This is a genomic window from Micromonospora sp. NPDC005206, from assembly GCF_040608175.1.
GTDB lineage: Bacteria > Actinomycetota > Actinomycetes > Mycobacteriales > Micromonosporaceae > Micromonospora.
This window is the reverse complement of the sequence record NZ_JBEXHU010000008.1, coordinates 38,225-62,758: the sequence shown is the minus strand read 5'-3', so window position 1 is coordinate 62,758 and position 24,534 is coordinate 38,225. Positions and strand designations below refer to the sequence as shown.

The window sequence follows — 24,534 nt, the reverse complement described above, 5'->3', positions numbered from 1 at the left end:
TCGCGGTGGTCGCGGGGCAACGTCGAACGGATCGCCGGGGCCACGACCGCCGCGGTGATGGCCGTGGTGAAGGCGGACGGGTTCGGCCACGGCGCGGTGCCGGTGGCCCGGGCCGCGCTGGCCGGCGGCGCCACCTGGCTCGGGGTCACCAGCGCCGCCGAGGCGCTGCAGCTGCGCGCCGCCGGGCTCACCGCGCCGGTGCTGAGCTGGCTGCACGGCCCCGGCACCGACTTCGCCGCGCTCGCCGCCGCCGACGTGGACGTGTCCGTGGCCGCCCCGGAGCTGCTCGACGCGGTCGCCGCCGCGGCCCGCGGCACCGGCCGCACCGCCGAGGTCCACCTGAAGATTGACACCGGCGTGTCGCGGCACGGCGCGACCGCCGACGGCTGGCCGGAGCTGGTCGCCTGGGGCCGCAAGTACGAGCGGGAGGGCGTGCTGGCCGTGCGCGGCGTGTGGTCGCACCTGGCCACCGCCGACTCCTCGCCCTACGGCGTGACCGTGCAGACGGCCGCGTTCGCCGAGGCAGTGAGGCACGCCCGCGACGCCGGGCTGGACCCGACGCTGCTGCACCTGGCCAACTCGGCCGCCGCCTTCACCGCCCCGCCGACCCACTTCGACCTGGTCCGCGCCGGCATCGCGGTGTACGGGGTCGAGCCGGTGCCGCAGCGCCGCTTCGGGCTGCGGCCGGCGCTCACCCTCCGACATGGCGGTGCTGGAGCACCCGGACGGGTCGCTGCAGGCGGGGCCGTCGCTGGAGATCCGGGTCGAGGGCGGGCACGACTTCTTCGACTACGACGCCAAGTACACCGCCGGCGAGGTGGTGTTCGACATCCCGGCGCGGCTCGACCCGTGGGTCACCGCGCTGCTGCACTGCCGGGCGCTGCAGGCGTTCGGCCGCGCTGGAGTGCCGCGGCCTGCTGCGTGTCGACTTCTTCCTGCCCGCCGACGGCGGCGAGCCGGTCCTCAATGAGGTCAACACGTTCCCGGGGTTCACCGCCGCGTCGCAGTATCGCGCATCTGGCAGGCCGTCGGGATGTCATACCCCGACCTGCTGAACACGCTCGTGAACACCGCGGCGCGACGGCGGCCCGCTCCCTGACCGCCCTGGCCAGGCGGCACCGGGACGCCGCTGGGCCGGGCCACTCGGGGTAGGGCCCGGCCCGGCGGACACCTCGCGCCGGCCCGGGGACGTCGGCCGAAACCGAAAGATCTAGTGAGAACCAGCGCTCAGCAGCCCAGGTCGATGCCGCGCGCCCGCATGAACGGAGCCGGGTCGATCTGGTTCCACATGCCCTGGTGCACCTCGAAGTGCAGGTGCGGGCCGGTGGCGTCGCCGGTGGCGCCCTCGTAGCCGATCACCTGGCCGGCCTTGACCTTCTGGCCCACGGTGACCGCGATGCGGCTCTGGTGGGCGTAGTGGGTCAGGTAGCCGTTGCCGTGGTCGACGAAGACGGAGTTGCCGTACCCGTCGGAGGCGTCACCGGCCTGGACGACCGTGCCGGCGGCCGCGGCGTGGATCGGCGTACCGGAGGGCAGCGCCAGGTCGATGCCGGCGTGCAGGGTGCCCCAGCGCTGGCCGTAGCAGGAGGTGACCGAGGCGCCCGGCATCGGGTCGACCCAGGCCGGCGTCGGCTTCGTGGTCTTCTTCGGCTTGGGCTTCGGCTTCGCGGTGGCCGTCTTCGTCGGCGTGGGGATGGCGCTGGCCGCTGTCGGGCTCGCCGTCGGGCTGGCCGAGGGGGAGATTGGCGTGCTCGACTCGCGGGCGGAGCGGTCCGCCCGGCTGGCGGCCTCGGCCCGGGACTGCGCGTCCAGGGACACGGCGGTGGGCGCCGGGCGGTCCGGGCCGGTGGTGGCGACGGCGACGCCGCCCAGGCCGAGGGCCACCAGGGCGGCCGCGCCGAGCACGATGAGGCGGTTCCGCCGGCCGGCGCGCTGCGGTTGCTCGGCGGCGGTGTCGGGGGTGTTCTCGTTCTGGACGGGGCTGTCTTCCTGCACGGCGGACCTTCACAGTCGAGGGGCACTTGACCTCGAAATACTGGTGTCGGGCCGAGCCGGGGCAGGTACGGGGACCGGGAGGTAGGCCGACGGGTCGGGTACCGCCTGCCCGGATATGACCTGCTTAGGTGTGATCCATCCGGAAAACTGATCTTGTCGGGCAGTGTCGTCGACCACAGTTCGTTCTGTGATCCAGCAGACAATCACCCCGCGCAAGCGACAAAAAACCGCCCGGATTGACAGATCCGGGCGGTCAACGGCCAGTACGCAGCGTCAGGACGCGGCTACCTCGCTGTAGATTATTGCCTCGACTCCCAGCTTGATGTCCACTCTGCGGTCCTGCAGGAACGGCACGGGGTCGATCGGCTCGCCCTTGACATGGATCTCAAGGTGCAGGTGGGTGCCGTAGGCGTGACCGGTCTGGCCCACCAGGCCGAGCTGGTCGCCCGCCTTGACGTTCTGCCCCTCCTTGACGCTCAGCGCGGAGGAGTGGCCGTAGATGGCCTCGCTGCCGTCGGCGTGCTGGACGATCACCGCGTAGCCGTACCCGCCGAACCAGCCGGCCTTGGTGACCAGCCCGTCGTGGATCGCCACGTACGGCGTGCCCTCGGCAACCACCAGATCCACGCCGGTGTGCATCTTGCCCCAGCGCACCCCGTAGGGAGAGTTGAAGTCGTAGCCCTGCAGCGGCAGCAACCAGAGCTCGGGCTCGGCTTCGTCCGTGCTCCGGCTGTCCCGGGAGGCGCGGTCGGCGTTGTCCGCACGGGCCACGGCGTCCTGGCTGGTGACCGACGCCTGCTTCAGCTCGTCGAGCACCGACGGGCTGACGTCCTTGGCGTCCGGCAGGGCGCTGGCGCCGAGCGCGACGATGCCGGCTCCGACGAAGGCGGTGGTGACGACCGCGGCGTAACGGCTACGCGGGGGGGTGGGTACGCGGCGACGACCGCGATATCTATCGGGCTCAGACGACAGGCGCTGGCGCACGCACACCCTCCGTTGTCGGGGTTCCGAGGCGACCGGTGGACGTTCGTGAAGCTCTGCTGAACGTCCGCTGACCGCGTCGTCACCCGTCCTTGGACTCGATGACAACCGTGGACACGTTAGCCAACCACCAGGCGAGTCACAAGCCAAAGCGCCGAATTGGCGTGTCGATCTGTCCGTTTGCGTCCGTGATTGTCATGCCTCGTGACGTCATTCGGTGCCCTCGTTACTGCCCGTTCGTCGCCGACCGTGACCGGTCCGGCGGAGTCGTCCGGCTTGACGGCGAGGGTCGTCGGCATCCGCCCGCGCGCTCACCCGTACTCCCCGTGACCGAGCCCCCGGCGGTGCCGCAGCGCCGGGCGCGTTTTCCGGCCCGGATTTCCCGGGCCCGGCCGGCCGGGTTACCGTTCGTTCAGGTGAAGGCCGTGGAGCCGGTGAAAGGTGTGCGCTGATGAGCTCTCGTATTCGGGTCGTCGTCGCCAAGCCAGGCCTGGACGGCCACGACCGGGGCGCCAAGGTGGTCGCGCGGGCCCTGAGGGACGCTGGGATGGAGGTCGTCTACACCGGCCTGCACCAGACTCCCGAGCAGATCGTGGAGACCGCCATCCAGGAGGACGCGGACGCCGTCGGTCTCTCCGTTCTCTCCGGCGCGCACATGACGCTCTTCCGTCGGGTGCTGGAACTGCTCGGTGAGCGGGACGCGCGGGACATCGTCGTGTTCGGCGGCGGCATCATCCCCAACGGCGACATCCCCGAGCTGGAGAAGCTGGGCGTCGCCAAGATCTTCACGCCGGGCGCCACCACGCAGTCGATCGTCGAGTGGGTCCGGCAGAACGTCGCGCAGCCGGTCGCCTGAGGCGCGCCGGAACGGGTCGTCGGACGGGGCCGGGCACGGGGGAGGGGCCGGACGCACCCCTCACACGTCCGGCCCCTCTATGCACGATGCCCCGCCGCCACCCCTCGACCGACAGGGCATCGGCCGTCTCCCGTCATCGCGCTGATCAGCGCTCCGACACCTGACTCAACGACGCCCCGACGGCCGGGTTACGCACCCCCGGCAACATCGCCCGGACGGCTGACGCCGCCCGCGCCGCGCCGGGAACCGGCCGTGTCCGACGCCTGGTTGTGCATTACCGCACACCGCGCACCCGCTCGGTTGCCGGTCGTGCCCACCTCGTTAGGCTGCGGCCAATGGCCTGTGTCAAGTGATGACAGGCGTCAAACTGTTTTCTGAACGCTGGTGGCGGCGCGACGGCGCGCCGCGGAGACGGGACGGGACGCGCAATCGTGGACCTGTACGAGTACCAGGGGCGGGACCTGTTCGAGCGGCACGGCTTGCCCGTGCTTGCCGGCGGCGTCGCCACTACCCCGGAGGAGGCCCGCGCGATCGCCGAACGCCTCGGCGGTCGGGTGGTCGTCAAGGCGCAGGTGAAGGTCGGCGGCCGAGGCAAGGCCGGCGGCGTCAAGCTGGCCGAGGGCCCGGATGAGGCGGTGGCCAGGGCCACCGACATCCTGGGCATGGACATCAAGGGCCACACCGTCCACAAGGTCATGATCACGGTGACGGCGGACGTGGCCGAGGAGTACTACTTCTCGTACCTGCTCGACCGGGCGAACCGCACCTTCCTCTGCATCGCCAGCGTCGCTGGCGGCATGGACATCGAGCAGGTCGCCGCCGAGACCCCGGATCGCGTGGTCAAGGCCTCGATCGACGCGAACGTCGGTGTCGACGAGGCCAAGGCGCGGGAGATCGTTTCCGCCGCCGGCTTCCCGGCCGAGGTCGCCGACCAGGTGGTCGAGGTGGCCGTCGGCCTGTGGCAGGCGTTCGTCGCCGAGGACGCCACCCTCGTCGAGGTCAACCCGTTGGCGAAGAACGGCGACGGGCGGATGCTGCTGCTCGACGCCAAGATCACCCTCGACGAGAACGCCGCGTTCCGGCACCCGGACCACGAGGCCCTGGTCGACCAGGCCTCGGTGGACCCGCTGGAGCAGGCCGCCAAGGAGAAGGACCTCAACTACGTCAAGCTCGACGGCGAGGTCGGCATCATCGGCAACGGCGCGGGTCTGGTCATGTCGACCCTCGACGTGGTCGCGTACGCCGGTGAGCGGCACGGCAACGTCAAGCCGGCGAACTTCCTCGACATCGGCGGCGGCGCGAGCGCCGCGGTGATGGCGAACGGCCTGGAGATCGTCCTCTCCGACCCGTCGGTGAAGAGCGTCTTCGTCAACGTCTTCGGCGGGATCACCGCCTGCGACGCGGTCGCCAACGGCATCGTGCAGGCGCTGGCCCTGCTCGAGCAGCGTGGCGAGAAGGTCACCAAGCCGCTCGTCGTCCGGCTCGACGGCAACAACGCCGAGGCCGGCCGGGCGATCCTCGACGACGCGAACAACCCGCTGATCCAGCGGGTCGACACCATGGACGGCGCGGCCGAGCGGGCCGCCGAGCTGGCAGCTGCGGGGGTCTGATCATGGCTATCTGGCTGACCAAGGACTCCAAGGTCATCGTGCAGGGGATGACCGGTTCCGAGGGTTCCAAGCACACCCGGCGGATGCTCGCCGCCGGCACCAACGTCGTCGGTGGCGTCAACCCGCGCAAGGCGGGCCAGAAGGTCGACTTCGACGGCACCGAGCTGCCGGTCTTCGCGTCCGTGGCGGACGCCATGGCCGAGACCGGGGCCGACGTCACGGTCATCTTCGTCCCGCCGCAGTTCACCAAGGCCGCCGTGGTCGAGGCGATCGACGCCGCGATCCCGCTGGCCGTGGTGATCACCGAGGGCGTGCCGGTGCACGACACCGCCGCGTTCTGGGCGTACAACCTTGCGCAGGGCGAGCAGACCCGGATCATCGGGCCGAACTGCCCGGGCATCGCCTCGCCGGGCGCCTCCAACGCCGGCATCATCCCGGCCGACATCACCGGCTCCGGCCGGATCGGTCTGGTCAGCAAGAGCGGCACGCTGACCTACCAGATGATGTACGAGCTGCGCGACATCGGCTTCTCCACCTGTGTCGGCATCGGTGGCGACCCGATCATCGGGACCACCCACATCGACGCCCTGAAGGCGTTCGAGGCCGACCCGGAGACCGACGCCATCGTCATGATCGGTGAGATCGGCGGTGACGCCGAGGAGCGGGCCGCCGAGTTCATCAAGGCGAACGTCACCAAGCCGGTCGTCGGCTACATCGCCGGCTTCACCGCGCCTCCGGGCAAGACCATGGGCCACGCCGGGGCGATCATCTCCGGTTCGGCCGGCACCGCCGAGGCGAAGCAGGCGGCGCTGGAGGCGGTCGGAGTCAAGGTCGGCAAGACGCCGACCGAGACCGCCCGCCTGATGCGCGAGATCATGTCCGGCAGCTGAGCAGACCAGGCAACACCGCAGGGGGTCGACCGGTTCCGGTCGGCCCCCTGCGCGTACCACTGCGTGGTTGCGCTCCGTATGCGAGCGGGCCGCCGGCCGGGGCGTGGCGCGGGCCGCGGTCGAGCAGGTGTGCCATCTGGCCGCCACCGACTACCGGCTCGCCGTGCTCACCGCGGTGACCACCCTCGACAACCCGGCGTCCCAGGCGGTGCTGGCACGCACCGGATTCACCGTGACGGGCGAGATCCGTGGCGACGGCCGCCCCGGCCTGCGGTACGAGCGTCGACTCGTCGGCTGACCAGTCCGCTCAGTCGTTGTTCCAGAACGGGTAGTTGCCGGTGGAGCGCAGGACCGCTCCTCCGATGATGTTGATCACGCCGAACGCGATGGCGAGATAGCCGAGGACCGGCGACTGGTTGTACCGCCGGGCGTCGCGGATGGACAGGTAGCCGAAGACGATGCCGAGGATGCCGCAGCAGATCAGGCCCAGCACGATGCCCAGCACGCCCCAGAGGGTGGTCCGGTCCCGTCCCCTCGCCGGTGGGGGTGGGGGTGGGGGGTATGCGCTCGTCACGGCGTCCTCCCGGCGGTCATGGGCGGTGGGCCGACCTGGACCGCGACCGGCGGACCCGACCCGGGCGGCGGTGACAGCCGACCCCTCGGGGCCGAGGCTAGACCGGGCCGGGCGTCCCGAAGCCGGATTCGGTCAACTCGCCGCCCTTCGGGGTGAGTTAACGGACTGCTCCCGCACCCGCGACGTGCCAGAGTAGAGCCGATGTCCCCCGTCACCCCTGACCATCCCAGCCGTGCCGGCGGTGTGAGCGCCGACGACCGGCCCGTCGGCCGTGCCGCGCCGGCCCGGCGGGTGCCCGCGCCCCGCGCCGGTGGGTCGCCGCGCGGGCGCGCACCACTGCCCGTCGCCGCAGGGGTGGCCGCCGGCTGGGCCGCACTCACCTCGTACCTGCCGGTCGCCATCGTGCTCGGCCTGGTCCGGCTCGGCGCGGATTCCGCGACGTTGAGCGGCACCCTGCGCACCGCGTTGGCCGGCTGGCTCCTCGGGCACGGTGTGCCGCTGCGCACCGAGTCCGGCCCGTTCGCGCTCGCCCCGCTGGCGCTGACCGTGCTCGCGCTCTGGCGGCTCACCCGGGCCGGCGTGCACGTCAGCCGTGCGATCGGCGCCCGCGACACCCGCTCACCACCCCGGGCACTGCTCGCCGCGAGCGCGGTCGGCATCGCGTACGCGCTGCTCGGCGCCCTGGCGGCGGTGCTGGTCGGCGCCGGCGGGCCGGCGGTGTCCCCGGTACGGGCGGCGGCCACGTTCGCGGTCGTCGGCACGCTCGCCGCGCTGGTCGGCGCGACCCGGATCACCGCCGTCACCCGGCTGCTCGTCGCCCGGATGCCGCGGCCACTACGGGACGGCGTGCGCACCGGGCTGGTGGCCGTGCTGCTGCTGCTCGGGGCGGGTGCCGGCGCGGCTGGCCTGGCGGTGGCCACCGGCGGTGGAGACGCGGCCGACATGATCGGGGCGTACCGGACCGGCGTGGCCGGGCAGGCCGGGATCACGCTGGTCAGCGTGGCGTACGCGCCGAACGCCGCGATCTGGTCGACGAGCTATCTGCTCGGGCCGGGCTTCGCGGTCGGCACCGACACCGCAGTCCGCACCAGCGAGGTGTCGGTCGGCGCACTGCCGGCCGTACCGCTGCTCGCCGGCCTGCCGCGCGGCCCGGTGGACGGCCTCGGCGCCCTGCTGCTCGCGGTGCCGGTGCTGGCCGGGATGGTCGCCGGCTGGCTGCTCGCCCGCCGCGTGGCCCGGGTCGCCGGCCCGGAGCGGGCCCCGCGGCGCTGGGCCCAGTTGCTGACGCCAGCAGCGTTGGCCGGGCCGGTGGCCGGCGTGCTGGTCGGCGTGGCCGCCGAGATCTCCGGCGGTCCGCTCGGCGCCGGCCGGCTGGCGCAGCTCGGGCCGGTGGCCTGGCAGGTCGGGCTCGTGACGGCCGGTGTCATCGCGGTTGGCGCGCTGCTCGGCGCCGCCGCCACCCGCGCACTCACCCGCGTCCCAGCTCAGTAGCCGCGCGCCGCCGGTGCGACCGCGGGGCGCCCCGGACGAATCCGGAGCGCCCCGTCACGACCGAACCGGTCAGGGCTGGGTCGGCAGATTGACCTGCGCCACGACGCTCAGGATGATCAGCAGGATGCCCAGCCCGACAGCGACAGCGCCGCAGATCAGGCCGGCCTTGGCCTGCCCGGCGTTGCTGGCCTGGCCCTGGGCGACCTTCTGCCGGGCCAGGTACCCGGTCACCACGCCCGCGATGCCGAGCGGGATGCCCAGGTAGAAGCAGCAGAGCAGCGGGATCGACGCGATGCCGAGAATCATCGACACCAGGCCGAGGGTGTTGTTCTGTCCCTGCTGCTGCGGGTAGCCGGCATTCGGGTACGTCGGCGTGCCGTACGGCGGCTGCTGCTGCTGCTGGCCGTACGGGTCCTGGTACGGCTGCTGCTGGCCGTACGGCTGCCCCGAGGTGGGCTGCTGGCCGTACGGGGCGGCCGGCTGCTGGCCGTACGGGTTCTGCGGCTGCTGGCCGTACGGGGCGGCCGGCGGCGGGGCGTACGGGTCGTGCGGCGGCTGGGGGGCGGTCGGGTCCTGATTGGGCTGCTGGCCGTACGGGTCCTGACCGGGGTTACCGGGCTGCATTCGAGAAGCTCCTTGGACTGGTTTCGTCAGTAGCTGCTGTTGTCGCTACTCATGATCGCGCCCAGACCGCCCAAAGCACAGCACACCAAGAAGATGGCATACCACGCAATGCCCACGATCAGGGCCCACTTCGACCACTTCCGCGACTCCGCCGCGGCCGCCTGGGCCCCGGCGAAGTCACCCTGCTGGAGCAGCGGGTTGACCTTCGACGCGTTGATGATCGCCGGGATGGCCAGCGGCCAGAAGAGGAAGATGGCGACGATCGACATCGTCATGTTGTTGTTGATCGGCGGCGGCTGTTGCTGGGGGTGGTAACCGGGCTGCACGGGTGCTCCTCATTCCAACGACACGGCTGGCGTGCCGGATCAGCGACGGGGGTGCGGGCCGGCACAGCGTCCAGCCCGAGCGACCGGCAGCGTACCGGGTCGATGCCCGTCAGCACTGTCAAAGATCGGCGCGCCGCCCAGCCGATGGGCGCCCTGACCTGCCCGATAGGGTGGCCCGGTGACCGAGCCCGCGTCCGCCGCCCGCATCGTCGTCCTCGTCTCCGGCTCCGGAAGCAACCTGCAGGCGCTGCTGGACGCCGCCGCCGACCCCGCGTACGGCGCGCAGGTCGTCGCGGTCGGCGCGGACCGCGAAGGCATCGCGGGCCTGGACCGGGCCGCGGCCGCCGGCGTGCCGACGTTCGTCGAGCGGGTCCGCGACCACGACACCCGGGAGGGCTGGGACGCCGCGCTCACCGCGCACGTCGCGAAGCACCAACCCGACCTGGTCATCTCCGCCGGGTTCCTCAAACTGGTCGGCCCGCACTTCCTCGCCACCTTCGGTGACCGCTACCTGAACACACACAACACCCTGCTGCCGGCGTTCCCCGGCATCCACGGCCCGCGCGACGCTCTCGCCTACGGCGTGAAGCTCACCGGGGCCACGCTCTTCTTCGTCGACGCCGGCATGGACACCGGGCCGATCGTGGCGCAGGTCGCGGTTCCGGTGCTCGACTCCGACGACGTGGAGGCGCTCACCGAGCGCATCAAGGAAGCCGAGCGGCGCCAGCTCGTCGAGCAGGTCGGCCGTCTGGTCCGCGAAGGCTGGACCATCACCGGAAGGAAGGTCACGGTTCCGTGAGTTCCACTCAGGACGGGCGCCGCCCGATCAGGCGGGCGCTGGTCAGCGTCTACGACAAGACCGGGCTGGTCGAGCTGGCCCAGGCCCTGCACGCGGCCGGTGTGGAGATCGTGTCCACCGGCAGCACGGCGGGCACCATCGCCGCCGCCGGCGTGCCGGTGACGCCGGTGGAGACGGTGACCGGCTTCCCCGAGGTGCTCGACGGCCGGGTGAAGACCCTGCACCCGAAGGTCCACGCCGGTCTCCTCGCCGACCTGCGCAAGGACACCCACGTGGCGCAGCTCGACGAGCTGGGAGTGGCCGCGTTCGACCTGCTGGTCTCCAACCTCTACCCGTTCCAGGCGACCGTCGCCTCCGGCGCCGGCGTCGAGGAGTGCGTGGAGCAGATCGACATCGGCGGCCCGGCCATGGTCCGAGCCGCCGCCAAGAACCACGCGTCGGTAGCCGTGCTCACCGACCCGTCCGGGTACCCGGCGCTGCACGCCGCGCTCGGCGAGGGCGGGTTCACCCTCGCCGAGCGCCGCGCGCTGGCCGCCCGGGCGTTCGCCGACATCGCCGAGTACGACGTGGCGGTGGCCCAGTGGTGCGCGCAGGAGCTGGCACCGGCCGACGACTCCTGGCCGGCGTTCGCCGGGCAGGCGCTGCGCAAGTCCGCCGTGCTGCGCTACGGGGAGAACCCGCACCAGCCGGCCGCGCTCTACACCGACCCGGACGCTCCGGCGGGGCTGGCCCAGGCCGAGCAGCTGCACGGCAAGGAGATGTCCTACAACAACTACGTCGACGCGGACGCCGCCTGGCGGGCTGCGAACGACTTCGCCGACCAGCCGGCCGTCGCGATCATCAAGCACGCCAACCCGTGCGGCATCGCGGTGGGCGCGGACGTGGCCGAGGCGCACCGCAAGGCACACGCCTGCGACCCGGTGTCGGCGTACGGCGGGGTGATCGCGGTCAACCGGTCGGTCTCGGTCGAGCTGGCCCGGCAGGTGGCCGACATCTTCACCGAGGTGGTCGTCGCCCCCGGCTTCGACGAGGGCGCGGTGGAGGTGTTGCAGGGCAAGAAGAACATCCGGCTGCTGCGCGCGCCGGCCTGGAACCCGGCGAGGGTCGAGTGGCGGCCGGTGACCGGTGGCGTGCTGACCCAGGTCGCCGACCGGGTGGACGCCCCCGGCGACGACCCGGCGAGCTGGCGGCTGGCGACCGGGGAGGCGGCGGACGAGGAACTGCTGCGCGACCTCGCGTTCGCCTGGCGGGCGGTCCGCGCGGTGAAGAGCAACGCGATCCTGCTCGCCCGGGGCGGCGCCACCGTCGGGGTCGGCATGGGGCAGGTCAACCGGGTCGACTCGGCTCAGCTGGCGGTCAGCCGGGCGGGCGCCGACCGGGCCCGGGGGTCCGTCGCCGCGTCGGACGCGTTCTTCCCGTTCGCCGACGGCCCGAAGATCCTCATCGACGCCGGCGTCCGCGCCATCGTGCAGCCCGGCGGCTCGATCCGCGACGAAGAGGTCATCGCCGCGGCCAAGGAAGCCAACGTCACCATGTACCTGACCAACACCCGCCACTTCTTCCACTAACCACCGGCCGGGCCGGTCCCCGGCCCGGCGATCATGAAGTTATTGCGCGGCTGATCGGCGTGTCGGGACAATAACTTCATGATCAACGGCGCTGGGCGCCCGGGGCCCGGGTGGGGTTAGGCAGCGGTTGGGCGGAGTTCGGCGAAGTGGCAGGCCGACGGGTGTGGGTCTGCGGCGCGGGGCACGGTTTGCGGATCCTCGACGGCGCAGATGTCCTGGGCCTTCCAGCAGCGGGTCCGGAAGTGGCAGCCGCTCGGCGGGTCGGCCGGGCTGGGCACGTCGCCGACCAGCCGGATCATGTTGCGCTGCTCGCGCGCCTCCGGGTCCGGGACCGGCACCGCCGAGAGCAGCGCCTGGGTGTACGGGTGGGTGGCCCGCTCGTAGATCTCGTCCTCGGTGCCGGTCTCGACGATCCGGCCGAGGTACATGACCGCGACCCGGTCGGCGATGTGCCGCACCACGGAGAGGTCGTGGGCGATGAAGATGTACGAGAGCCCGAACTCGTCCTGGAGCTGCTCCAGCAGATTGATCACCTGGGCCTGGATGGAGACGTCCAGCGCCGACACCGGCTCGTCGCAGACGATCACCTCGGGCCGCAGCGCGAGCGCCCGGGCGATGCCGATGCGCTGGCGCTGACCGCCGGAGAACTGGTGCGGGTACCGGTTGATGTGCTCCGGGTTGAGCCCGACCACATCGAGCAGTTCCTGGACCCGTCGATCCCGGCTGCCCTTCGGCGCGGCGTCGCGGTGGATCTCGAAGGGCTCACCGATGATGTCGCCGACGGTCATCCGCGGGTTGAGCGAGGTGTACGGGTCCTGCATGACCATCTGCATGTTGCGGCGCAGCCGGCGCAGCTCGGCCCCGGACGCCTTGAAGAGGTCCTTGCCCTCGAGGGTGGCGCTCCCGGAGGTGGGCGTCTCCAGCCGCATCAGCAGCCGGGCGAGGGTGGACTTCCCGCAGCCGGACTCGCCGACCACGCCCAGCGTCTCACCGCGGCGCAGCTCGAAGCTCACGCCGTCGACGGCCTTGACCGCGCCGATCTGCCGTTGGAACAACACGCCCTGACTGATCGGGAAGTGCTTGACCAGGTTGTCGACGGAGAGGATGGTCTCGCCCCGGACCTTGGTGGAGCTAGCGGGCGCTGTCATCACGGACCTCCTGCGCGAAGTGGCAAGCGCTGGTCCGGCCGTCGCCGAGAACCAGGTCGTGCGGCACCGCGTCCACGCAGACCTGCTGCACGTACGGGCACCGGGGGTGGAACGGGCAACCGGAGGGGATGCGCATCAGGTTCGGCGGGAGCCCCTTGATCGTCGACAGCTCCTGGCCGCGGACGTCCATCCGCGGGATCGACTCCAGCAACCCCTTGGTGTACGGGTGGGCCGGCGCCTTGTAGAGCGAGCGGACGTCGGCGTGCTCGACGATCCGGCCGGCGTACATGACCGCGATCCGGTCCGCGACGCCGGCGACCACGCCCAGGTCGTGGGTGATCAGGATCATCGCCATGTTCAGGTCCCGGCGCAGGTCGGCCAGCAGGTCCATGATCTGGGCCTGCACGGTGACGTCGAGCGCCGTGGTGGGCTCGTCGGCGATCAGCACCTTCGGGTTCAGCGCCAGCGCCATGGCGATCATGACGCGCTGCCGCATGCCTCCGGAGAACTGGTGCGGGTAGTCACCGATCCGCTTTGCGGCACCCGGGATCTTGACCAGGTCCATCAGCTCGATGGCACGCTGGCGGGCGTCAGTTCGTGACATGCCGTCGCGCTGGCGCAGCGTCTCGCCGATCTGCCAGCCGACCGGGAACACCGGGTTCAGCGCGGAGAGCGCGTCCTGGAAGATCATCGCGATCTCCTTGCCGCGGACCTGCCGGCGCTGTTCCTCGGAGCGGGTGAGCAGGTCCTGACCCTGGTAGAGGATCTGGCCGGAGCGGATGACCGCGGGCGGAGTGTCCAGGATGCCCATGATCGCCTGGGCGGTGACCGACTTGCCGGAGCCGGATTCGCCGAGTACGGCGAGGGTCTCCCCGGCGTCCAGGTGGTAGGACACGCCGTTGATCACCCGGGCCACACCCTCGTTGGTCCGGAACTCGACGTGCAGGTCCCGGAGTTCCAGCAGGTGGCCGCCCTCGGGCGTGGCGGAGGCGGGCGTGGGTTGGACGGTGGAGTGGGTCATGAGAGGTTCACCGCAGCTTCGGGTCGAAGGCGTCACGGATCGCGTCGCCGAGCATGATGAACGCCAGCACGGTCAGCGCGAGGAAGGCCGACGGGACGATCAGCGGCGTGGCCGCCTCCCGCATGTGGATGCGGCCGGTGTCGATGTCCTGGCCCCACGAGATGGTCGGCGCCTTCAGGCCGATGCCCAGGAACGAGAGCGTCGCCTCGGCGGCGATGAAGGAGCCGAGCGCGATGGTCAGCACGACGATGGCCGGGGCCAGCGAGTTCGGCAGGATGTGCCGCCACATGATCCGGCCGTGGCCGGCGCCGAGCATCCGGGCCGCCGCCACGTAGTCCTGCTCCTTGGCGGTGATCACCGAGGAGCGCACGACCCGGGCGGCCGTGGTCCAACCCAGGATCGCCAGCACGAAGATCACCGCGGCGATCCGGGCGTTCACGCTGTCGCTGGACACTCGCTTGAGCAGCACGATCGCGGCCAGCAGCAGCGGGATGCCGAGCACCACGTCGATCACCCGGGAGAGCACCGCGTCGACCCAGCGGCCGAAGTAGCCGGCCACCATGCCGACCACCAGCGCGATGACCCCGGTCCCGAGCGCGGAGAGCGCGCCGACCAGCAGCGAGGCCCGGGTGCCGTAGACCGCCCGGGAGTACGTGTCGCAGCCCTGGAAGTCGTACCCGAAGATCGCGCCTCCGGACGGTCCGGCGTGCTGCCGGGAGAGCACGCAGTCGTTCGGGCTGTTGGCGGTGAAGATCCCGGGGGCCAGGGCCATCAGGGTGAAAACGACGACCAGCGCCAGCGAGATCCAGAAGATCGGGTTGCGGCGCAGGTCGCGCCAGGCGTCCCCGGCCAGGCTGCGGGCCTTGTTCGCCGCGCCGATCTGGTTCGGCGTGCCCGGCTCGCCCGAGGGGCCACGGCGTGCGGCCTGGTTCTCGGTGGCCGCCACAGTTTCAAAGTCACTCATAGCGGATCCTCGGGTCGAGTACGGCGTACAGGACGTCCACCACCAGGTTCGAGACCAGGTAGACCACGACGAGCACGCTGACGATGCCCACCACCAGGGGGCCGTCCTCGGTGCGGATGCCGCGGAAGAGGTTGAAGCCCACGCCGGGGATGTTGAAGACGCCCTCGGTGATGATCGCGCCGCTCATCAGGTTGCCCAGTTCCACACCGAGGAAGGTGACCACGGGGATGAGCGAGTTCCGCAGCACGTGCACGGTGACGATGCGGCGCTTGACCAGGCCCTTGGACCGGGCGGTCCGTACGTAGTCGGCGCGCAGGTTCTCCGCCACCGAGGTGCGGGTCAGTCGCAGCGCGGTGGCCAGCGACAGCGAGCCGAGCACGATGCCCGGCAGCAGCAGCGCGTAGAACGTCGGCTCGGAGCCGGCGGTGGGCGGGAAGAGCTGCCACTTGACGCCCAGGAAGTACTGCGCGAGGGGCGCCAGCACGATGGTCGGGATGCCCAGCACCAGCAGGGTCAGCACCAGCGTCGAGTTGTCGAAGATGCTGGCCCGGCGGATGCCGGCGACCACGCCGGCGGTGACTCCGAAGATGATCGCCACGGCGAGCGCGATGAGCGCGAGTTTCACGGTGACCGGCCAGGCAGCCTGCAGGATGTCGCCGATCTGGCGACCGGTCAGCGACTGGCCGAGGTCGCCCTGGAGCAGGCTCTTGACGTAGTCGAAGTAGCGGTAGAAGAAGCCGCCGACGCCGGTGGCGTCCAGGTGGTACTTCTCGGTCAGGTAGGCCCGCTGGGCTTCGGTCACCGGGCGCTCGCCGGCGAGCGCCTGGATGGGGTCGCCCTGGCCGGCGAACATCAGCGCGTAGACGATCAGGGTGGTCCCGAAGAACGCCAGGACCATCTGCAGTAGGCGCCGCAAGATGTAGCGGAACATGCTTAGCAGTCTCTCCGGAAATGTGCGAAAGGGTCGCAGGACGGCATCTCTGGTCGTACCCGAAATATCCGGGATGCCTGCCGTTCGGCCCGGGGATGGCCGGCGCTACCGATGCCGGGTCCGTTGTCCGGGCCCGGGGAGCGCGGTCCGGGCCACCCGGGCGTCATCGCCCGGGTGGCCCGCACCATGGTCAGCTCAGCTGGCTGCTTCGATCTTGACGAGGTTGACCCGCTGGAACAGGTCCATCTCGACATTCTTGACCTTGGACGAGTGGCCGAACACGTTCTCGCCGAAGCGGAGCGGGATGACCGGCATGTCCTTGGCCAGGATGTCCTCCGCCTGCTGGTACTTGGCGATCGCCTCGTCCTGCGTCTTGGCGGCGGAACCCTCCTTGACGAGCTTGTCGAACTCCGGGTTGCTGTAGCCGTAGTAGTTCGACGAACCGTTGGTGCTGTACAGCGGGCCGAGGTAGTCCTCCATGGTCGGGTAGTCCATGACCCAACCCATCCGGAACATGCCCACCGGCTGCTTCTTCTCGACCTTGGTCAGCAGGTCGGCGAACTTCGGCTCGGTCGAGCCGACGACGTCGACACCCAGGTTGGTCTTCAGCTGGTTGACCGTGGCGTCGACCCAGTCCTTGTGGCCGCCGTCCCCGTTGTAGGAGATGACGATCTTCGACGGGCCGCCGGCGGCCTGGTAGAGCCTCTTGGCCTCGGTCGGGTTGAACTCCCCGGCCGCACCAGCGGTGTTGTCCCGGTAGCCCGGCAGCACCGGCGAGACGAACGAGCGGGCCGACTGCTGCGAACCCTTGAAGACCGACTTGCTGATCTCGTCCCGGTCGATCGCCATCGAGATGGCCTTGCGCACGTCCGGGTTGCTGTAGTCCTTGTCGAACGTCGGGAACGCGAGGAACTGGAACGACGACATGGGGCTGGTCTTGTACCGGTCACCCAGGTCGGTCGGAGCGGTGCTCAGGCTCTCGGTCGGGATCGTGGGCAGCACGTCCAGGTTGTCCGCCAGGACGTCCGCGTAGGCCGCGGTGAGCTGCTGGTAGATCCGGAACTCGACGTCCTTCACCTTGGGCTTCTCGCCCGGGTAGGCGTCGTACCGCTCGACAACGATCTTGCTGTCGTGCTGCCAGGTGCCCTTCATCTTGAAGGGGCCCTGCCCGATCGGCGCCTGCTCGTAGGAGTCCTTGAGCACGCCCGGGGCCGAGAACGCGGCCTCCGGCATCGGGTAGAACGCGGTGTAGCCGAGCATCGTCCGGAAGTCGATGTACGGGTCGGCGAGCGTCACCTGGAAGGTGAGGTCGTCGACCTTCTTCAGACCGGACATCTCCTTCGCCTTCGGCGCCTTGCCCTGCAGGTCCGGGTAGCCAGCGATCTTCTCGAAGAAGAAGTTGCTGTCCTGCCCGTTGGGGGCGTACGCGCCGTAGTTCCAGGCGTTGATGTAGTCCTCGGACGTGACCTTCTCACCGTTGTGGAAGGTGTAGCCGTCCTTGAGCTTGACCGTCCAGACCTTGTTGTCCGACGACGTCACGGACTCGGCCGCGACCTCGTACGGCTTGTTCTGGGCGTCGTAGTCGACGAGCGGGGAGAACAGGCCGGTGAGCACCTGCGCACCGGACGTCTCGGTGGTGTTGGTCGGAACCAGGTGCTTCGGTTCCGCGATCTGGATGCTGACAGCTGAACTGCCGCTGCTGGACCCACCGTCTCCGCCGCTGCCGCAGGCCGCGAGGCCCAGCGTCACCGCGAGCGGGAGGGCGGTCCAGGCGGCGAGCCTACGAACTCGCATTGAGCCTCCTCATCTCCTCACGCTGCGCAGTCAAGCCCGACGCTGGGTTTACGCTGCGCAACAAGGGGTAACGGTAGGTCGGGCAACCGCCTTCGGCAACGAGCCGGTTGCGGCTGCATAACGGTCCGGGATGGCTTTCCTTGCCGAGTGCGGGGAGGCCTGCTACCCCAGACGGGGCTTAACCGGACTGACCTGCTTTTTCGCCGGTCGATTTCACGCCTGTTGTGGTGCCTCCGCCCTCGCTGGCCTGCTCTGGGTCGAATGCCGCCCCCCACCCTGCTGTGCCGACCTGTCCGGTTCGGCGGTGATCAGCTCCACAAAACGTCACGGAGAGTGACTAGCGACACGTCACAGTTCGTGACCGGCGGCGAGTGGCAGGGATCTCGGCAGCCGGTCCCGGACTGAGGTCGTCCGAACGGTCGGCGGTGGCCGTGAGACGATCTGGTCGTGACGGCGACGCTTCTGGACGGCAAGGCGACCGCGGCGGAGATCAAGGATGAGCTGCGGATACGGGTGAAGGCGCTCGCGGAGCGTGGCATCACCCCCGGGCTGGGCACGGTGCTGGTCGGGGCGGACCCGGGCAGCCAGGCGTACGTCAACGGCAAGCACCGGGACTGCGCCGAGGTGGGCATCGCCTCCATCCGCCGGGAGCTGCCGGCCGACGCCACCCAGCAGCAGGTCGACGACGTCCTGGCCGAGCTGAACGCCGACCCGACGTGCCACGGCTACATCGTCCAGCTGCCGCTGCCGGCCCACCTGGACACCCAACGGGTACTGGAGCTGATCGACCCGGCCAAGGACGCCGACGGCCTGCACCCGGTCAACCTGGGCCGGCTCGTCCTCGGCTACGACGGCCCGCTGCCCTGCACGCCGCGCGGCATCGTGGAGCTGCTCCGGCGGCACGATGTGGCGCTGCGCGGCGCCACCGTCGCGGTGGTCGGCCGGGGCAACACCGTCGGCCGTCCGCTCGGGCTGCTGCTCACCCGGCGCAGTGAGAACGCCACCGTCACCCTGTGCCACACCGGCACGCTCGACCTCGCCTCGCACACCCGGGCCGCCGACATCGTCATCGTCGCGGCCGGCGTACCGGGCCTGCTCACCGCCGACATGATCAGTCCTGGCGCGGTGGTGGTGGACGTCGGCATCACCCGGGTGATCGGCGCGGACGGCAAGGGCCGGTACACCGGCGACGTGGACCCGGGCGTGGCCGAGACGGCCGGCGCGCTGGTCCCGATGCCCGGCGGCGTCGGCCCGATGACCCGGGCGATGCTGCTCAGCAACGTCGTCGAACGCGCCGAGCGCGGCTGAGGTGTAACGAAGGGCACCCTGCGGACGCTCGTGCGGGTGAGCGGACGTTCCGTGTCGAACCAGGCCGTAACCATCCGCCCCTGACCTGATCGGTGCCAGGATGACTGATACGGTCCGGAAAACCGACTGGTATCAGGGAGTGGGACGACCATGGGTAAGAAGGTCACTGTCGTCGGGGCTGGCTTCTACGGCTCCACCACCGCACAGCGCCTGGCCGAGTACGACGTCTTCGACACCGTAGTGATCACCGACATCGTGGAGGGCAAGCCCGCGGGTCTCGCACTCGACCTCAACCAGTCGCGGGCCATCGAGGGCTTCGAGACCAAGGTGGTCGGCGCGACCACCGGCCCGAACGGCGAGGGCTACGAGGCCATCGAGGGCTCCGACGTCGTGGTGATCACCGCTGGCCTGCCGCGCAAGCCGGGCATGAGCCGGATGGACCTGCTGGAGACCAACGCCAAGATCGTGCGGCAGGTCGCCGAGAACGTCGCCAAGTACGCCCCGAACGCCGTCGTCATCGTGGTCTCCAACCCGCTGGACGAGATGACCGCCCTGGCGCAGCTCGCCACCCAGTTCCCGAAGAACCGGGTGCTCGGCCAGGCCGGCATGCTCGACAGTGCCCGGTTCAGCAACTTCGTCGCCGAGGCGCTCAACGTGCCGGTGGCGTCGGTCCGCACGCTGACCCTGGGCTCGCACGGCGACACCATGGTCCCGGTGCCCTCGAAGAGCACGGTCAACGGCAAGCCGCTGCGGGAGGCGATGCCGGCGGCGCAGATCGAGGAGCTGGTGGTCAAGACCCGCAACGGTGGCGCCGAGGTGGTCGCGCTGCTCAAGACCGGTTCCGCGTACTACGCCCCGTCCGCCGCGGCGGCCCGGATGGCGAAGGCCGTCGCCGAGGACTCCGGCGAGGCCATGCCGGTCTGCGCGTGGGTCGACGGCGAGTACGGCATCGACGGCGTCTACCTGGGCGTCGAGGCCGAGATCGGCGCCGAGGGCGTCAAGCGGGTCGTCGAGACCGACCTGGACGCCGACGAGCGGGCCAGCCTCCTGGCGGCCGCCGAGGCCGTCCGCGCCAAGCAGGGCGACGTCGCGAACATGTGACCCGAACCACCGCTCCGCGAAGGGCGCCCTTCGCTGTCCCCCCACCCCGATCCACCCCCGTGATCAAGAGGTTTGCGTCACCGCGACCGCGGTTCCTGACGCAAACCTCTTGATCAACAAGCTGGGAACGGGGGGAGCGGGGTGAAGGGGGTGAAGGGAGTGCCCAGGTGGGGGGTGGCCAGGAGGGTGGGGTTGAGGGTGCGCAGGGCGGCCAGCCGGGAGGCGCGGGCGAGTTCCGGGTCCACCTCGTGGGCGTACGCCAGGTTGGGGTCGACGAGTTGCACGGCGTGCACCAGCAGGTCGCCGGTGAGCAGCATCCGCTCGTCGGCCGCCGTCAGGAGCACCGACTGGTGGCCGGGGGTGTGTCCCGGGGTGGGCAGCAGTCGTACCGCCGGGGTGAGGCTGGTCTCGCCGTCGACCACCCGGAGCTGGCCGGCGGCGCGCAACGGCGCGACCAGGCCGGCCGGCAGCCCGGGACTGATCGTCTCCGCGGCGTCCAGCTCGGCGCGTTGCACAAGGTAGCTCGCGTTCGGGAAGTACGGCCGGCCGGGCGTGCCGGTCACCGCCCAGCCGATGTGGTCGCTGTGCAGATGGGTGAGCACGACCGTGTCGACGTCGGCGGGGTCGATGCCGGCGGCGGCCAGTTCGGCGGGCAGCCGACCGGGTACGGGCGCCCAGCTCCCGGCGGGCGCGTCGGCCGGCCCGATCCCGGCATCGACCAGGGTCACCGGCCCGTCGCCGGCCCGGACGGCGAAGCTGCGGAAGGACAGCCACCACTGCCCGTCGGCGGTCACCGAGGTGGGGTCGCGCCGGTCGGCTTCCCGCCAGTGCGCCGTTGTGGCGTGCGGAAACGCCTCCGTCCGGGGCTGGAAGAAGGCACCCTCGGAGTCGGTGAGCGCGGTGACCGTGATAGACCCGAGGGTGCGGCTCAGTGGCATCGGGCGATGATGTCAGGAGACTTCTGCGCCGTGCAGCCCGGTTTCCGCCGGCCGGTCGAGGCCGGCTGGGGGCCGCCGGCCTGTTTCCAGTACGCTCGTACTGCTTGAGCACGTGTCCCCCGAGAGGAGCGCCGGCCGATGGCGAAGATCAAGGTAAACAACCCGGTCGTGGAGCTCGACGGCGACGAGATGACCCGGATCATCTGGAAGCAGATCCGGGAGCAGCTGATCCTGCCCTACCTCGACGTCGACCTGCACTACTACGACCTGTCGATCCAGCACCGTGACGAGACCGACGACCAGGTCACCATCGACGCCGCCAACGCCATCAAGGAGCACGGCGTCGGCGTCAAGTGCGCGACCATCACCCCGGACGAGGCCCGGGTGGAGGAGTTCGGCCTGAAGAAGATGTGGCGGTCGCCCAACGGCACCATCCGCAACATCCTCGGCGGCGTCGTCTTCCGTGAGCCGATCATCATGTCCAACGTGCCGCGGCTGGTCCCCGGCTGGACCAAGCCGATCATCATCGGCCGGCACGCCCACGGTGACCAGTACAAGGCCACCGACTTCGTCGTCCCCGGCCCCGGCAAGGTGACCGTCACCTACACCCCGGCCGACGGCGGCGCGCCGATGGAGATGGAGGTCGCCAACTTCTCCGGCGGCGGCATCGCCATGGGCATGTACAACTACGACGAGTCGATCCGGGACTTTGCCCGGGCCTCGTTCCGGTACGGCCTGGACCGCAACTACCCGGTCTACCTGTCCACCAAGAACACCATCCTCAAGGCGTACGACGGCCGGTTCAAGGACATCTTCGCCGAGGTGTTCGAGAACGAGTTCAAGGCCGAGTTCGCCGCCGCCGGCATCACCTACGAGCACCGGCTGATCGACGACATGGTCGCCGCCGCGCTCAAGTGGGAGGGCGGCTACGTCTGGGCCTGCAAGAACTACGACGGTGACGTGCAGTCGGACACCGTCGCGCAGGGCTTCGGCTCGCTGGGTCTGATGACCTCGGTCCTGCTCTCCCCGGACGGTCGTACCGTCGAGGCCGAGGCCGCGCACGGCACGGTCACCCGGCACTACCGGCAGTACCAGAAGGGCGAGAAGACCTCGACCAACCCGATCGCGTCGATCTACGCCTGGACCCGGGGCCTCGCCCACCGGGGCAAGCTGGACGGCACGCCGGCGGTGACCGAGTTCGCCAACACCCTGGAGCAGGTCATCGTCGACACCGTCGAGGGCGGCCAGATGACCAAGGACCTCGCGCTGCTCATCTCGCGGGACGCCCCGTGGCTGAGCACCGACGAGTTCATGAACGCGCTCGACGAGAACCTGGCGCGCAAGATCGGCGCCTGATCCACGCGTACCGCAGCAACGGAGCCCGTCGGCACCCGCCGGCGGGCTCCGGCGTGTCCGTGGTCGACACACCGCCCGCGTCACCCCGGCCGGCGCGCCTCGTTGACCAGGGTGGACGAGATGCCAGTCGCGTCCAGGAAGGTTGACCGCGGTCGACCCGCGGCATGCGTGCCGATCAGCCAGCCTTCCCGGCTGTGTCGAGCACAGCCAGCCGTCCCTTCCCTGCGGGGGGCCCTGTCCCGGGCCCCCCGCGCCCTGTCTCCCGGGTGTCAGGCGTTAGGAAGGGCCCCTTCCTATGCACCCGGCGTTAATAAGGGGCCCTTCCTTCAGGCGGCGCGCAGGAGGTCGGCGGCGCGTTCGGGGGAGATGTCGTTGATGAAGACGCCCATCCCGGACTCGGAGCCCGCCAGGTACTTCAACTTGTCCTTGGCGCGTCGGATGCTGAACAGCTGAAGGTGCAGGTGGCCCAGCTCGCGGTCGATCCGCACCGGCGCCTGGTGCCACGCGGCGATGTACGGCATCGGCATGTCGAACAGCCCGTCGAAGCGGCGCAGCAGGTCCAGGTAGAGCGGCCCGAAGGCGTCCCGCTCGCTGTCGCTGAGCGCCGGGATGTCCGGCACGACGCGGCGCGGCGCCACGTGCACCTCGAACGGCCAGCGGGCCGCCGCCGGCACGAACGCCGTCCAGTGCTCGTTCTCGACGACCACCCGGTCGCCGGCAGCGCGTTCGGCGGCCAGCACGTCCGCGTAGAGGTTGCCTCCGCCGGTCCGCTCGGCGTGCCGGCGTGCCGCGGCCAGCAGCGCCCGGGTGCGCGGCGTCACGAAGGGGTACGCGTAGATCTGCCCGTGCGGGTGGTGCAGCGTGACACCGATCTCGACGCCCCGGTTCTCGAAGCAGAACACCTGCTCCACGCCGGGCAGCTCGCCGAGCACCTCGGTCCGGTCGGCGAGCGCGTCCAGAACGGTGCGGACCCGGCTCGGGGGGAGGCTCGCGAAGGAGGCGTTGTGGTCCGAGGTGAAGCAGACGACCTCGCACCGGCCGAGGCCCGGCCGGGCCGGCGTGAACGGGGTGATCTCCCCGGGCTCGTCGGTCACCCGGCCGCTCAGCGACGGGAAGCGGTTCTCGAAGACCACCACGTCGTAGTCGGGGGCCGGGATCTCGGTCAGGCGGTCGCCGACCGATGGGTCGAGCGGGCACTCGTTCGCTGGCGGGAGGAAGGTGCGGGTCTGCCGGTGCACGGCGACCGCCACCCACTCGTCGGTCAGCGGGTCGTAGCGCAGTTGGGACGCGGGGGGCGGCGGCGGAAGGTGCCGGCGGTCCGCCTGGTCGCGGACAGCGTCGTCGCGCTCGTCGAAGTAGATCAGCTCCCGGCCGTCGGCCAGGTCGATCGCGGTGCGCTTCACTGCGCCGTCCCCTCACTCGTCGGCGTGCGCGTCATGCGGCCCGCCCCCGTCGCCTTCACGATGATCAATTCGCCCACCTGTTCCTCGAGTACCTGTCGCGCGGGCGGAGGCAACCGGTCGTCGCTCACCAGGACGTGCGCCGCGGCCAGCTCGACGATCGAGGAGATGCCCACCGTGCCCCACTTGGTGTGGTCGGCGAGCACCACCAACCGGTCCGCCGCCGCGACCAGTGCCCGGTCGGTCTCCGCCTCCATCAGGTTCGGGGTGGTGAAGCCGGCCCGTTCGCTGATGCCGTGCACTCCGAGAAAGAGCAGGTCCAGGTGCAGCGTCCGGACGGCGTCGACCGCGAGCGGGCCGACCAGCGCGTCCGAGGGCGTGCGTACGCCGCCGGTGAGCACCACCGTCTGGTCCGGCCGGCCGCCGGCGTGCAGGATCTCGGCCACCGGCAGCGAGTTGGTCACGACGGTCAGGCCGGGCACGTCCACCAGCCTGCGGGCCAGCTCGGCGGTGGTGGTGCCGGCGGAGAGCGCGACCGCGGCACCCGACCGGACCAACTGGGCGGCCCGGTCCGCGATGGCGGCTTTCTCGGGCAGCTGGCGGACCGACTTGGCGTGGAAGCCCGGCTCGTCGGTCGAGCTCGGGCCGGCCGCCGTGGCGCCGCCGTGCACCTTGGCCAGCAGGCCGCGTTCGTGCAGCGCCTCCAGGTCGCGCCGGATGGTCATGTCGGAGACGCCGAACTCGGTGGCCAGCTCGGTCACCCGGACGCCGCCCGTCGACCGGACCCGCTCCAGGATGGCCGCCTGCCGCTGCTGAGCGAGCATCCGCCGTGCCTCCCGGGTCCACGTACTCTCACGCG

24 protein-coding genes and 1 pseudogene are annotated in these 24,534 nt (G+C 70.9%); 12 read left to right on the top strand and 13 right to left on the bottom strand.

Translation table 11 applies throughout. The features are described from left to right. Positions 1–57: 57 nt before the first annotated feature. Positions 58–597: pseudogene (locus ABZU69_RS13710) on the top strand (alanine racemase); the annotation flags it as partial. 302 nt (positions 598–899) lie between these two features. After that, entirely contained in the window at positions 900–1,055 is a 156-nt protein-coding gene (locus ABZU69_RS13705; protein WP_354964877.1) for a hypothetical protein, read from the top strand. 172 nt (positions 1,056–1,227) lie between these two features. On the opposite strand, the gene ABZU69_RS13700 is transcribed toward ABZU69_RS13705, so the two are convergent. Together ABZU69_RS13700 and ABZU69_RS13695 are read right to left on the bottom strand one after the other, a co-directional pair. Further along, positions 1,228–1,995 (bottom strand): M23 family metallopeptidase, encoded by a 768-nt coding sequence (locus tag ABZU69_RS13700; protein WP_354964693.1) that lies wholly within the window; start codon positions 1,993–1,995, stop codon positions 1,228–1,230. 273 nt (positions 1,996–2,268) lie between these two features. Beyond that, entirely contained in the window at positions 2,269–2,979 is a 711-nt protein-coding gene (locus ABZU69_RS13695) for a M23 family metallopeptidase (RefSeq protein ID WP_354964692.1), read from the bottom strand. A gap of 448 nt (positions 2,980–3,427) precedes the next feature. On the opposite strand from ABZU69_RS13695, the gene ABZU69_RS13690 reads away from it, so the two are divergent. The 4 genes from ABZU69_RS13690 to ABZU69_RS13675 all read left to right on the top strand — a co-directional run bounded on the left by ABZU69_RS13690 (position 3,428) and on the right by ABZU69_RS13675 (position 6,630). After that, positions 3,428–3,832: a cobalamin B12-binding domain-containing protein gene (locus ABZU69_RS13690; RefSeq protein ID WP_074314422.1), complete on the top strand. Its 405-nt coding sequence runs from the start codon at positions 3,428–3,430 to the stop codon at positions 3,830–3,832. A 431-nt stretch (positions 3,833–4,263) separates the two neighbouring features. Continuing rightward, positions 4,264–5,442, top strand: a complete 1,179-nt coding sequence (gene sucC, locus ABZU69_RS13685) for an ADP-forming succinate--CoA ligase subunit beta (protein ID WP_354964691.1) — start codon at positions 4,264–4,266, stop codon at positions 5,440–5,442. A 2-nt stretch (positions 5,443–5,444) separates the two neighbouring features. Further along, positions 5,445–6,332: a succinate--CoA ligase subunit alpha gene (gene sucD / locus ABZU69_RS13680; protein ID WP_354964690.1), complete on the top strand. Its 888-nt coding sequence runs from the start codon at positions 5,445–5,447 to the stop codon at positions 6,330–6,332. Positions 6,333–6,399: 67 nt separating this feature from the next. Then, positions 6,400–6,630 carry a GNAT family N-acetyltransferase gene (locus tag ABZU69_RS13675; RefSeq protein ID WP_354964689.1) on the top strand — a complete coding sequence of 77 codons (231 nt, stop codon included), beginning with the start codon at positions 6,400–6,402 and terminating at the stop codon, positions 6,628–6,630. Between the two features lie 9 nt (positions 6,631–6,639). Here the strand turns inward: ABZU69_RS13675 and ABZU69_RS13670 are convergent, their stop codons facing one another. Next, positions 6,640–6,906 carry a DUF4190 domain-containing protein gene (locus tag ABZU69_RS13670; RefSeq protein WP_354964688.1) on the bottom strand — a complete coding sequence of 89 codons (267 nt, stop codon included), beginning with the start codon at positions 6,904–6,906 and terminating at the stop codon, positions 6,640–6,642. A 201-nt stretch (positions 6,907–7,107) separates the two neighbouring features. On the opposite strand from ABZU69_RS13670, the gene ABZU69_RS13665 reads away from it, so the two are divergent. Beyond that, complete coding sequence (locus tag ABZU69_RS13665) at positions 7,108–8,397, top strand: DUF6350 family protein (RefSeq protein WP_354964687.1); 1,290 nt, start codon at positions 7,108–7,110, stop codon at positions 8,395–8,397. Positions 8,398–8,466: 69 nt separating this feature from the next. Here the strand turns inward: ABZU69_RS13665 and ABZU69_RS13660 are convergent, their stop codons facing one another. After that, positions 8,467–9,021, bottom strand: a complete 555-nt coding sequence (locus ABZU69_RS13660; RefSeq protein WP_354964686.1) for a DUF4190 domain-containing protein — start codon at positions 9,019–9,021, stop codon at positions 8,467–8,469. 26 nt (positions 9,022–9,047) lie between these two features. After that, positions 9,048–9,347: a CD225/dispanin family protein gene (locus ABZU69_RS13655; RefSeq protein ID WP_354964685.1), complete on the bottom strand. Its 300-nt coding sequence runs from the start codon at positions 9,345–9,347 to the stop codon at positions 9,048–9,050. Between the two features lie 178 nt (positions 9,348–9,525). Between ABZU69_RS13655 and purN the strand changes: the two genes are divergently transcribed. After that, positions 9,526–10,146: a phosphoribosylglycinamide formyltransferase gene (gene purN, locus ABZU69_RS13650; protein ID WP_354964684.1), complete on the top strand. Its 621-nt coding sequence runs from the start codon at positions 9,526–9,528 to the stop codon at positions 10,144–10,146. Further along, a complete protein-coding gene (gene purH / locus ABZU69_RS13645) occupies positions 10,143–11,714 on the top strand; it encodes a bifunctional phosphoribosylaminoimidazolecarboxamide formyltransferase/IMP cyclohydrolase (protein ID WP_354964683.1) in 1,572 nt (523 codons plus the stop codon). The genes purN and purH overlap by 4 nt, the downstream gene beginning before the upstream one ends. Positions 11,715–11,830: 116 nt before the next feature. Here the strand turns inward: purH and ABZU69_RS13640 are convergent, their stop codons facing one another. From ABZU69_RS13640 to ABZU69_RS13620, 5 genes are all read right to left on the bottom strand, one after another. Then, on the bottom strand, positions 11,831–12,862 hold the full coding sequence (locus ABZU69_RS13640; RefSeq protein ID WP_354964682.1) for a dipeptide ABC transporter ATP-binding protein: 1,032 nt from the start codon (positions 12,860–12,862) through the stop codon (positions 11,831–11,833). After that, positions 12,846–13,883 (bottom strand): ABC transporter ATP-binding protein, encoded by a 1,038-nt coding sequence (locus ABZU69_RS13635; protein WP_354964681.1) that lies wholly within the window; start codon positions 13,881–13,883, stop codon positions 12,846–12,848. The genes ABZU69_RS13640 and ABZU69_RS13635 overlap by 17 nt, the downstream gene beginning before the upstream one ends. A 7-nt stretch (positions 13,884–13,890) precedes the next feature. Next, positions 13,891–14,847, bottom strand: coding sequence for an ABC transporter permease (locus ABZU69_RS13630; RefSeq protein WP_354964680.1), 957 nt, complete (start codon positions 14,845–14,847; stop codon positions 13,891–13,893). Continuing rightward, positions 14,840–15,778 carry an ABC transporter permease gene (locus ABZU69_RS13625; protein WP_089019049.1) on the bottom strand — a complete coding sequence of 313 codons (939 nt, stop codon included), beginning with the start codon at positions 15,776–15,778 and terminating at the stop codon, positions 14,840–14,842. The genes ABZU69_RS13630 and ABZU69_RS13625 overlap by 8 nt, the downstream gene beginning before the upstream one ends. A 195-nt stretch (positions 15,779–15,973) precedes the next feature. Then, entirely contained in the window at positions 15,974–17,572 is a 1,599-nt protein-coding gene (locus ABZU69_RS13620; RefSeq protein ID WP_354964679.1) for an ABC transporter substrate-binding protein, read from the bottom strand. A 447-nt stretch (positions 17,573–18,019) separates the two neighbouring features. Here ABZU69_RS13620 and ABZU69_RS13615 point away from each other — a divergent pair, with 447 nt between their 5' ends. Next, on the top strand, positions 18,020–18,880 hold the full coding sequence (locus ABZU69_RS13615; protein ID WP_354964678.1) for a bifunctional methylenetetrahydrofolate dehydrogenase/methenyltetrahydrofolate cyclohydrolase: 861 nt from the start codon (positions 18,020–18,022) through the stop codon (positions 18,878–18,880). A gap of 150 nt (positions 18,881–19,030) precedes the next feature. Further along, on the top strand, positions 19,031–19,981 hold the full coding sequence (locus tag ABZU69_RS13610) for a malate dehydrogenase (protein ID WP_354964677.1): 951 nt from the start codon (positions 19,031–19,033) through the stop codon (positions 19,979–19,981). Between the two features lie 113 nt (positions 19,982–20,094). Here the strand turns inward: ABZU69_RS13610 and ABZU69_RS13605 are convergent, their stop codons facing one another. Beyond that, entirely contained in the window at positions 20,095–20,919 is an 825-nt protein-coding gene (locus ABZU69_RS13605; protein WP_354964676.1) for an MBL fold metallo-hydrolase, read from the bottom strand. A 138-nt stretch (positions 20,920–21,057) separates the two neighbouring features. On the opposite strand from ABZU69_RS13605, the gene ABZU69_RS13600 reads away from it, so the two are divergent. Then, positions 21,058–22,275: an NADP-dependent isocitrate dehydrogenase gene (locus ABZU69_RS13600; protein WP_354964675.1), complete on the top strand. Its 1,218-nt coding sequence runs from the start codon at positions 21,058–21,060 to the stop codon at positions 22,273–22,275. A gap of 326 nt (positions 22,276–22,601) precedes the next feature. Here the strand turns inward: ABZU69_RS13600 and galT are convergent, their stop codons facing one another. Both galT and ABZU69_RS13590 read right to left on the bottom strand, forming a co-directional pair. Next, a complete protein-coding gene (galT, locus tag ABZU69_RS13595) occupies positions 22,602–23,678 on the bottom strand; it encodes a galactose-1-phosphate uridylyltransferase (protein WP_354964674.1) in 1,077 nt (358 codons plus the stop codon). After that, positions 23,675–24,499, bottom strand: coding sequence for a DeoR/GlpR family DNA-binding transcription regulator (locus tag ABZU69_RS13590; protein WP_354964673.1), 825 nt, complete (start codon positions 24,497–24,499; stop codon positions 23,675–23,677). The genes galT and ABZU69_RS13590 overlap by 4 nt, the downstream gene beginning before the upstream one ends. Between the last annotated feature and the right edge of the window lie 35 nt (positions 24,500–24,534).

Bases quoted from the DNA above. Each gene is read 5' to 3' on its own strand.
- ABZU69_RS13690 (WP_074314422.1), top strand. From the start codon at position 3,428: ATGAGCTCTCGTATTCGGGTCGTCGTCGCCAAGCCAGGCCTGGACGGC.
- sucD (WP_354964690.1), top strand. From the start codon at position 5,445: ATGGCTATCTGGCTGACCAAGGACTCCAAGGTCATCGTGCAGGGGATG.
- ABZU69_RS13665 (WP_354964687.1), top strand. From the start codon at position 7,108: ATGTCCCCCGTCACCCCTGACCATCCCAGCCGTGCCGGCGGTGTGAGC.
- ABZU69_RS13660 (WP_354964686.1), bottom strand. From the start codon at position 9,021: ATGCAGCCCGGTAACCCCGGTCAGGACCCGTACGGCCAGCAGCCCAAT.
- ABZU69_RS13640 (WP_354964682.1), bottom strand. From the start codon at position 12,862: ATGACAGCGCCCGCTAGCTCCACCAAGGTCCGGGGCGAGACCATCCTC.
- ABZU69_RS13635 (WP_354964681.1), bottom strand. From the start codon at position 13,883: ATGACCCACTCCACCGTCCAACCCACGCCCGCCTCCGCCACGCCCGAG.
- ABZU69_RS13630 (WP_354964680.1), bottom strand. From the start codon at position 14,847: ATGAGTGACTTTGAAACTGTGGCGGCCACCGAGAACCAGGCCGCACGC.
- ABZU69_RS13625 (WP_089019049.1), bottom strand. From the start codon at position 15,778: ATGTTCCGCTACATCTTGCGGCGCCTACTGCAGATGGTCCTGGCGTTC.
- ABZU69_RS13620 (WP_354964679.1), bottom strand. From the start codon at position 17,572: ATGCGAGTTCGTAGGCTCGCCGCCTGGACCGCCCTCCCGCTCGCGGTG.
- ABZU69_RS13610 (WP_354964677.1), top strand. From the start codon at position 19,031: ATGGGTAAGAAGGTCACTGTCGTCGGGGCTGGCTTCTACGGCTCCACC.
- ABZU69_RS13605 (WP_354964676.1), bottom strand. From the start codon at position 20,919: ATGCCACTGAGCCGCACCCTCGGGTCTATCACGGTCACCGCGCTCACC.
- ABZU69_RS13600 (WP_354964675.1), top strand. From the start codon at position 21,058: ATGGCGAAGATCAAGGTAAACAACCCGGTCGTGGAGCTCGACGGCGAC.
- ABZU69_RS13590 (WP_354964673.1), bottom strand. From the start codon at position 24,499: ATGCTCGCTCAGCAGCGGCAGGCGGCCATCCTGGAGCGGGTCCGGTCG.